This is a genomic window from Neisseria sp. P0001.S005, assembly GCF_051963715.1.
The window spans coordinates 1-8,171 of record NZ_JBQCTZ010000155.1; the positions used below are offsets into that span (position 1 = coordinate 1).

8 protein-coding genes and 2 pseudogenes are annotated in these 8,171 nt (G+C 47.9%); 3 read left to right on the plus strand and 7 right to left on the minus strand.

Going from position 1 to position 8,171, the window contains the following annotated elements; all coding sequences use genetic code 11:
* Positions 1-449: 16S rRNA (guanine(966)-N(2))-methyltransferase RsmD (gene rsmD / locus ACTHSP_RS15075; protein ID WP_440346363.1), on the minus strand; the 449-nt coding region annotated here is incomplete at its 3' end.
* A 131-nt stretch (positions 450-580) separates the two neighbouring features.
* Positions 581-964, minus strand: coding sequence for a helix-turn-helix domain-containing protein (locus ACTHSP_RS15080; protein ID WP_440346364.1), 384 nt, complete (start codon positions 962-964; stop codon positions 581-583).
* Between the two features lie 159 nt (positions 965-1,123).
* Here ACTHSP_RS15080 and ACTHSP_RS15085 point away from each other — a divergent pair, with 159 nt between their 5' ends.
* Genes ACTHSP_RS15085 through ACTHSP_RS15095 form a run of 3 tightly spaced genes read left to right on the plus strand, consistent with a single transcriptional unit; the run spans position 1,124 to position 2,756 of the window.
* On the plus strand, positions 1,124-2,074 hold the full coding sequence (locus ACTHSP_RS15085) for a hypothetical protein (RefSeq protein ID WP_440346365.1): 951 nt from the start codon (positions 1,124-1,126) through the stop codon (positions 2,072-2,074).
* Positions 2,071-2,493: a hypothetical protein gene (locus ACTHSP_RS15090; protein WP_440346366.1), complete on the plus strand. Its 423-nt coding sequence runs from the start codon at positions 2,071-2,073 to the stop codon at positions 2,491-2,493. Before ACTHSP_RS15085 ends, ACTHSP_RS15090 begins: the two co-directional genes overlap by 4 nt.
* Positions 2,490-2,756: a YkgJ family cysteine cluster protein gene (locus ACTHSP_RS15095; RefSeq protein WP_083306168.1), complete on the plus strand. Its 267-nt coding sequence runs from the start codon at positions 2,490-2,492 to the stop codon at positions 2,754-2,756. Before ACTHSP_RS15090 ends, ACTHSP_RS15095 begins: the two co-directional genes overlap by 4 nt.
* A gap of 72 nt (positions 2,757-2,828) precedes the next feature.
* On the opposite strand, the gene topA is transcribed toward ACTHSP_RS15095, so the two are convergent.
* From topA to ACTHSP_RS15120, 5 genes and pseudogenes are all read right to left on the minus strand, one after another.
* On the minus strand, positions 2,829-5,135 hold the full coding sequence (topA, locus tag ACTHSP_RS15100) for a type I DNA topoisomerase (protein ID WP_440346367.1): 2,307 nt from the start codon (positions 5,133-5,135) through the stop codon (positions 2,829-2,831).
* Between the two features lie 73 nt (positions 5,136-5,208).
* Positions 5,209-5,664, minus strand: coding sequence for a DUF494 family protein (locus ACTHSP_RS15105; protein ID WP_003679497.1), 456 nt, complete (start codon positions 5,662-5,664; stop codon positions 5,209-5,211).
* 24 nt (positions 5,665-5,688) lie between these two features.
* Positions 5,689-5,889, minus strand: a pseudogene (locus tag ACTHSP_RS15110) (DNA-processing protein DprA); the annotation flags it as partial.
* Positions 5,890-5,948: 59 nt separating this feature from the next.
* A pseudogene (gene dprA / locus ACTHSP_RS15115) lies at positions 5,949-6,879 on the minus strand (DNA-processing protein DprA); the annotation flags it as partial.
* A gap of 236 nt (positions 6,880-7,115) precedes the next feature.
* Positions 7,116-8,171 (minus strand): sigma-54-dependent transcriptional regulator (locus ACTHSP_RS15120; protein ID WP_440346368.1); only part of this gene is annotated, 1,056 nt, incomplete at its 5' end.

Genomic DNA, 8,171 nt, shown 5'->3' on the forward strand with positions numbered 1-8,171 from the left:
CCATTTTTCAAGTGGCTTTGCAATCGGATAAACAGATTTTGCCAATCTTCCCATGCAAACGGCGGATCAAGAAACACGACATCAAATTTTTCAGACGGCCTTGCCAGATAAGCCATGCCGTCTGAACACTCGATTTTCGCCTGTTTCAAACCTAATTCACGGATATTTTTCTGAAGCGTTTGAACAGTTTGGCGGTGGTTATCGACCATTACCACTTTTGCCGCATTACGAGAAGCGGCCTCCATTCCCAAAGCACCGCTACCGCTGAATAAATCCAATACTGTTTTACCGGTTAAATCCTGACCCAACCAATTAAACAGTTTTTCACGCACGCTGTCAGGCGTCGGGCGCAGACCATCTGCAGATAAAAATGTTAACTTTCGTCCCCTACATTGTCCACCAATAATACGTACTTGATTGCTGTGTTTGGAATGTTTGTTGTTTGCCATAATTCTTAAAAAGATGCCGATTTTTCAGACGGCCTCAATTATATAGTGAAACTGCTATCAAACCGTATTCCCTTCTATCCTTTCAATACAAAAAGGCCGTCTGAAAATCATTTTTCAGACGACCTAGACTTTTACTTCTGTACAGAAGCAGCCAACTTTCTCAACAACTCAATTTCCTTATCCTTCTGCTCCAGCATTTCCCGGCAATGTTTTAACTCCTGATTCAACAACTCCAATTTCATAGCCATATCACTTGAAGCATATAAAGCGATATCGCCTCCACCGTCTCCTTCATTAATCTGCAAAACCATCCCGTTATTACTAGATTTTAACAAATCCCACATATCTACTTTAAAGATAGCCGCCAACTGCTCCAGTCTTGGAATATTCAATTGTGTCTCACCTCGCTCAATCTTAGCGTATCCACCGGCAGACATGGCTAACTTTTCCGCCATTTCTTCCTGAGACCATTTATTTAATTCGCGTATCAAGCGGATCTTTTCGTGAGTTTCCATAGACTAAACTTTCTGTATAGATGATTGAATTATTAGAGTAGATTTCAAATCTTTGAGTTACTGGAGATAAAAATTCATTCTGAATACAATCCCAAGATTTTATCAAGTATTAAAATTTTTACTATATTTTTAATAAATTTTAAAGAGAGTAACTTAAATATGGCCATTCCAATTTTACTTTGGGGCGCAGCTGCTACCCTTGCCGCAACAGGCGTTGTTAAAGGAGCAGGAGCAATCAGCGATATTAACAACGCCAAGGAAATAGGCGAACGGGCAGAACGCCGTTACAAGAAAAGGCAGGAGGAATTAGATGAAACCAAAGAGGAAACTAACGACTGCTTTGAAAAATTGGGGAGATTAAAGGTAGAGATTTTTAAAAATCAAATCAACCATATCATACAAATATTACACAGCACTAACAATAAACATGTCAAAAGCGAACTTTCCGGCTTTAACAGTACATTTGACGTTACAGAGCTGAAAGAAATGGAAACAATGGTGCAAACGTCATTGGAACTAAGCACTAATTTCGGTAGTAGTGCTATTACTGGGGCATTGGCCGGTTTTGGAGCGTATGGTGCAGTTCCTTTGATTGCAACTGCTTCTACAGGTACAGCCATCTCTACTCTATCCGGAGCTGCTGCAACCAATGCAACCCTTGCCTGGCTTGGCGGTGGCGCATTATCTGCAGGCGGGTTCGGAATGGCAGGAGGAATGGTGGCTTTGGGCGGTATCATTGCAGGCCCAGCTTTAGCAGTCGGCGGATTTATGCTGGCCAGTAAAGCGGAAGAAGCCCTGACGGAAGCACGAAAATATGAAGCCCAAATCGATGAAGCCGTTGCCGAAATGGATTTGATCGCCGAAGGGCTCAAAGGCCTGCAAGATAATGCAAAAGAGATGAAACAGACTTTGGAAAAAATGATCGGACGCTTTGAGCAGGTTCGTGTAAACAGCATCGATGATCCTAATTTTCACGCTATGCTGGTTATTGGCAAAGCCATCAAAAACCTGATGAATACGCCCATTATGGAGGATGATGGTTCGCCTGTTCCCAATATCAGGCATCAATGTGAAGGTTATTTGAATATTGAACTTGGGGCAGAAGTATGAATAAAATCCAAATTCTCGACAAAGTTGCTCCGTCGAAAGTCCCCACAGCTATTCCTTTGGAAGCCGCAACAAGCTCGTTTACCCGTATTTTGGAAGCACACAACGAATACAAAAAGATCGCAGCCCAAGAGAAAACCAAACGTGAGGCAATCGGTGCATGGAAAGATGTCCGTTTGAAGGAGTTGAAAAATCAGCAGGAAATTTTGCGGCTGTATTTGGAAAATACGTTTCGGGAACGCCGCGAGATGATTGACGGTTTATTTGATGCACTGGACAAAGGGATTGAGGCCGGCAATATCAATGTTATTGATACGGCAATAAACGGCATTGTGAATATTGCCAAGGACTCTCCGCTGCAACAGGTCGATAAGCTAATTTTGTCACTGAAAAACGATGATGTAAAGGTGATTGAGTTTTGACCTCCGAACCCTTTCCTTGTTCCGCCTGCGGTTTGTGTTGTCAAAGGGTCAGTCTAAGCGAACAAACCGCATGGCTGGATCGCGGAGACGGTATATGTCAACATTTTAATGAAAATACAATGTTGTGTTCTATCTATGCAACTCGCCCTTTGGTTTGCCGTGTGGAGGATTATTACCGCGCCCATTTATCTGAACAAATATCTTGGCAGAACTTTATACGGATTAATGTAGAAGTTTGCAGAAAGTTTCAATCGAATAAGTAAGGCTTTTCTGTTTATGGGAGTGCCGTCTGAAAACTTTTCAGACGGCCTTTCCTATTTTAAACCAACCTACCTTCACTCCTTCGGTGCAGGAGGTTCAATTTGCTCTTTCCAGCCGCATTCTTTTTGCGGGCAGACTTTTTCCACACCCCAGCGTTTGGTGGTTTTGATGGTCAAAACCGGCCATGCGCATTTTGGACAGGTTTCTGCAATGGGCGGGTTCCAAGTGGCGTAGTTGCAGTCAGGATAAGTGCTGCAACTGTAAAATAGTTTGCCGTAACGGGATTTACGTTCGACGAGGTTGCCTTTTTTGCATTGCGGGCATTGGACGCCGGTATCTTTCGGTTTTTCCAGCGGCTCGACGTGTTTGCATTTCGGATAGTTGGCGCAACCGATGAATTTGCTGCCGGTACGGCTGTATTTGTACACTAGACGACCGCCGCATTTAGGGCATTCGCGTCCGTCGAGTTCAGCTTGCTCTGCTTCCGCTTTGGCAATACGTTCGGCGGCTTCTTCGGCGGTTTCGTTAACGTTGCGGGTGTAGCTGCACTCGGGATAACCGGCACACGCAACGAAACGACCCATTTTGCCAAATTTGATTTGCAGTTTGTGTTCGCCGCATTTCGGGCAGGTTTCGTCGAGTTCCTGCGTGGTAAATTTGGCGCGTTCGATACCCTCTTTTTCTTCTACTTGCTTGATAAATGGTTTCCAGAATTTATCCATCACGGGAATCCATTGGCGTTTGCCGTTGGCAATTTCGTCAAGCTGGTCTTCAAGTTTGGCAGTAAAGTGGTAATCGACATATTGGGCGAAGTGTTCGGTCAGGAATTTATTGACGATGTCGCCTGTGTCGGTGGGCATAAAGCGTTTTTGCTCAAGGGTAACGTATTCGCGGTCTTTGAGCGTGGAGATGATGCTGGCGTAGGTCGAGGGGCGGCCGATGCCGTATTCTTCTAGGGCTTTAACCAGCGTGGCTTCGTTGTAGCGCGGCGGCGGGGTGGTGAAGTGTTGCTCGCCGTAGAGTTTGTCCACAGGCAATTTGTCGCCTTCGCTCATTTCGGGCAGTTTTTTGCTGTCTTCGCCTTCTTCATCATCGCTGCTTTCTTCGTAAACGCTGAGGAAGCCTGCGAAGGTTTGCACTTGTCCGGTTACGCGGAACACGCCTTTGCTGACGGTAATATCGACGGTGGTTTGGTCGAATTTGGCGGGCGTCATCTGACAGGCAACGGTACGTTGCCAAATCATTTGATAGAGTTTGAACTGGTCTGCGCTCAGGAAGGGTTTGACGCTTTCGGGCGTGCGGTACACGGAAGTCGGACGGATCGCTTCGTGGGCTTCTTGGGCGTTTTTGGATTTGGTTTTGTACTGCTTGGCCGAACTTGGCAGATATTCTTTGCCGATTTTGTTTTCGATGTAATGGCGGATTTCGGTTAACGCTTCATCGGCCAAATTCACGCTGTCGGTACGCATATAGGTAATCAGACCAATGGCGCCCTGCCCTACGTCTATACCTTCGTAAAGCTGCTGGGCGGTACGCATGGTGCGGTCGGTGGTAAAGCCGAGTTTGCGCACGGCATCCTGCTGCATGGTAGAAGTGGTGAACGGCGCGGCAGGATTGCGGCTGCGCTTTTTCTTTTCAATGGCGGTAACGACGGCCTCTTTGCCTTCGAGTTCTTTCAATACGTCGGCTTGCGCGGCTTCGTTCGACAGGTCGAATTGTTCGAGTTTCGCACCGTTGTATTGGGCCAGTTTGGCGGTAAACTTACTGCGGCCTTTGTGGCTGTCGAGATGTACCGTCCAATATTCCTGCGCTTCAAACGCGCGGATTTCGTTTTCGCGCTCACAAATCAAACGCAAAGCAGGGCTTTGTACACGGCCTGCGCTCAAACCGCGACGGATTTTTTTCCACAACAATGGTGAGAGGTTGAAACCGACCAGATAGTCCAAAGCACGGCGGGCTTGTTGCGCATCGACCAAGTCCATTTCGATTTCGCGCGGATGGGCAACCGCATCGAGCACGGCGTTTTTAGTGATTTCGTGGAACACGACACGCTGCGGCTTGATGTTTTTCAAGCCGCGTTTGGATTTAAGGATTTCTAAAAGATGCCAAGAAATGGCTTCGCCTTCCCTATCCGGGTCGGTTGCGAGGTAGATGTTTTCAGCTTCTTTGGCACCGGCAACGATGGCATCGACGTGTTTGCTGTTGCGGCTGATCAGTTGGTATTTCATGGCAAAGCCATTGTCGGGATCGACTGCTCCGCTTTTGGGAACCAAATCGCGGACGTGGCCGTAAGACGCCAAGATTTCAAAATCACCGCCCAGATATTTTTTCAGGGTTTTGGCTTTGGACGGGGATTCGACGATTAATAAGTTTTTCGCCATTGTTGTTCTCTTTTGGATGTATTGGATTTATGTTTCAGACGGCCTTTATTATTGAGGCCGTCTGAAAAAAGGTTTAGTGCATCACGTTTTGTCCGGTCAACGCACTCATCAAGTCGTCGCCAATCAGGACGGGTAGCTCGCTCTTGTGCATCCACAACACCAGCAATACCAACACTTTGGCGGTATCGAGGGTAATTTCGTCCGATGGAATATGCATCAGGGCGTGAATGACGATTTCGCGTTGCTCATAAGTAATTGCGTGTTCGGTAACCAAATACTGCATCAAGCCCATGACTTCCTGCGGCAGGTTTTCAGCTTCTTCACGGCAGAATACGCGCAGGGAATCGCTGTTAAACGGCTCGGCATAGAATTCGGACGTATTGAACAAGACTTCCATCATCATTAATGTATTGCCGATTTCCGTAGCATCAAAACCCGCATCTTCCAAGAGGCGACCCAAATCCTCCGGAGGCGGACAATTGTCGAAATCTTGGAAGTGTTCGATTAAATAGGCAATGACTTCGGTCATGCTGGTTCCTTAAATATAGATAATTTATGCTTTGACACGCTGATAACGGCCGCCCGGTAAGGCGGCAACGATACCGTCAAGTTCGTATTCCAAAAGCTGTGCGTACACGTCTGCCGCTGCCGTATTGGTTTGTTGCGCCAAAATATCGGGATGTATCGGGTCGTAACCCATTGCTTCCAATAAAGCGCTTGTTGATGGGGCGGCAGGTAGGTTTTCAGACGGCCTTTGCGGTTCATCCGCTATTGTTTTGGGTTGCAGACGTTTGGTTTGATCGTTTTTTGGTTTGACCGTCTTATTTATAGAATATGATGGAACAGGCGTATTTTGCAATAGCTGCGGACACTCATGGAGAATATCGTCCAAACATTCAACCAACTTTGCCCCGTCTTTAATCAGCTTGTGGCAGCCTTTGCTGTGCGGATTGTCTATCGAACCGGGTATCGCCATCACTTCGCGCCCCATTTCCGCCGCCAGCTTGGCAGTAATCAATGAGCCGGATTCCAATGCCGCCTCGACCACCAATGTCAGCTGCGATAACGCGGCAATCAAACGGTTGCGGCGCGGAAAGTTGCCTGCAAACGGACGCGTGTCCAAAGGGAACTCGCTGACAATCAATCCTTTTTCAGCAATTTCATAAGCAAGGTTTTTATTGGACGGCGGATAAATGCGGTCTATACCGGTTCCCCAGACGGCAATGGTACCGCCATCTGCCTGCAATGCGCCCTGATGGGCGGCGGTATCGATACCCAAAGCCATACCCGATACGACGGGAATGCCTTTTTCACTCAACGCCCTGCCGAAATCTTTGGCAATCCGCATTGCCTGCGGCGTGGCATGGCGGCTGCCGACAATCGCGGCAGAAGGTGTGTGCAACAACTCTGCATTACCGCGTAAAAACAAAACCGGCGGCGCGGTAATACCTTGCGTCAGCATTTCGGGGAAATCATCATCTTGCAGCAGCAACAGACGGCAACCGTCCTGCATTTCCCATTTTAAAGCGGCTTCGGCAGACTGCTGCGCCAAAGCCCGTTTGTTCGCATTGCGCCACGATTCGGCAGCCTGTTTATGGCGCACCAACGCGGTAATTTTGTCTGCCGGCGCGCTCAAGGCTGCTTGTGCACTACCGAATTGCTGCAACAGCACCAAAAAACTTTCTGCGCCGATATAAGGCGTAAATGCCAGTTGCAACCAAGCAAAACGCTCGTTTTCCGTCATCAATCTGTTCCCTTTTCGTAATGTTTTTTTCAGACGGCCTGAAGTAAATCAAGGCCGTCTGAAAATTTTATTGGTATAAAACTTTTGTCGGCCCAAAATGCAAAACAACAATGCCGAGCCATATCATTATTTTTTATCAAATATTGCTTATCCAAGCAAACCGTCAAATGACGATGCCGTCTGAAAAACCTGATGGCTTTCAGACGGCCTCTTTTGTGTTTGAACCGATATTGCGCTTATTCGTCGGATTTGTCGGCGCTGCGGCGCGATACGCTGATACCCAGTTGTTTGAGTTTGCGGTAAAGGTGTGTACGCTCCAAACCGACCTTTTGCGCCACGCGGCTCATATTTTGGCCTTCTTGGGCGATATGGTACTCAAAGTAGCGGCGCTCGACTTCTTCCCTCAATTCGCGCAAAGGCATATTGAAATTGAAGCCGCCGATGATTTCTGTCGCCGTCGCGTTTTCCTTCTGACCCAAAGCCACGGCAACAGCCTGCTCGTCCACTTCTTTGCCGTCCGATTCCAACATGATGTTTTTTACCGTTTCGGCAAGCTGGTCGTAATTGCCCGGCCAATCGTATTGGCGCAAAACCACCAACGCGCTGTCGCTGAATTTTACCGGCTGGATTTTTTGACTTTCGGCCAAATCGGTCATAATGCGGTTGATTAAAAAGACGATGTCGTCCGGTTGGCTGCGCAAAGAAGGAACATTGATGCGCTCTTTCAACAGCTCCGCCAGTCGGCCGGCAACGACGTCATCGGCGCTCTCACCGCGTTTAAAGCCGCATGAAGCAATCACACGGACATTGTAGCGGTCGGCTTTTTCCAGCAAGAAAGCAATGCCGTTTTGGATATTTTTGCTGTAACGGGCAATATCGCCGACATACAAAATGCCGCCTGATGCCTTTTGCAACAGCTCCATCGGCGTATCGACAATGTGTTCGACACGGTCGGTTGTCACCCAAGGCGTACCGCTTTTATGCAGATAGCGGGCGACAATCTCAAACGGCGAGCCAGCCTCACCGGCCAACAACAGCGGGCGGTTGTGTTTGGCGGCCGCTTCAATGCTACCGTTCATTTCTTGAATAATGGGGCTGTTGCCCAGTTTGTCCAAAGTCATGCCGGAGGCCGTCTGAACTTCGCCATGTTTCAAGGCGCGTTCTACTGCGGACAAGAGTTTTTGCAGGGCAATCGGTTTTTCCAGAAAATCGAGCGCGCCGATTTTGGTGGCTTCAACCGCAGTGTCAATGCTGGCATGGCCGCTCATCATCACCACAGGCATATTGAGTTG

Bases quoted from the DNA above. Each gene is read 5' to 3' on its own strand.
- ACTHSP_RS15080 (WP_440346364.1), bottom strand. From the start codon at position 964: ATGGAAACTCACGAAAAGATCCGCTTGATACGCGAATTAAATAAATGG.
- ACTHSP_RS15085 (WP_440346365.1), top strand. From the start codon at position 1,124: ATGGCCATTCCAATTTTACTTTGGGGCGCAGCTGCTACCCTTGCCGCA.
- ACTHSP_RS15090 (WP_440346366.1), top strand. From the start codon at position 2,071: ATGAATAAAATCCAAATTCTCGACAAAGTTGCTCCGTCGAAAGTCCCC.
- topA (WP_440346367.1), bottom strand. From the start codon at position 5,135: ATGGCGAAAAACTTATTAATCGTCGAATCCCCGTCCAAAGCCAAAACC.
- ACTHSP_RS15105 (WP_003679497.1), bottom strand. From the start codon at position 5,664: ATGACCGAAGTCATTGCCTATTTAATCGAACACTTCCAAGATTTCGAC.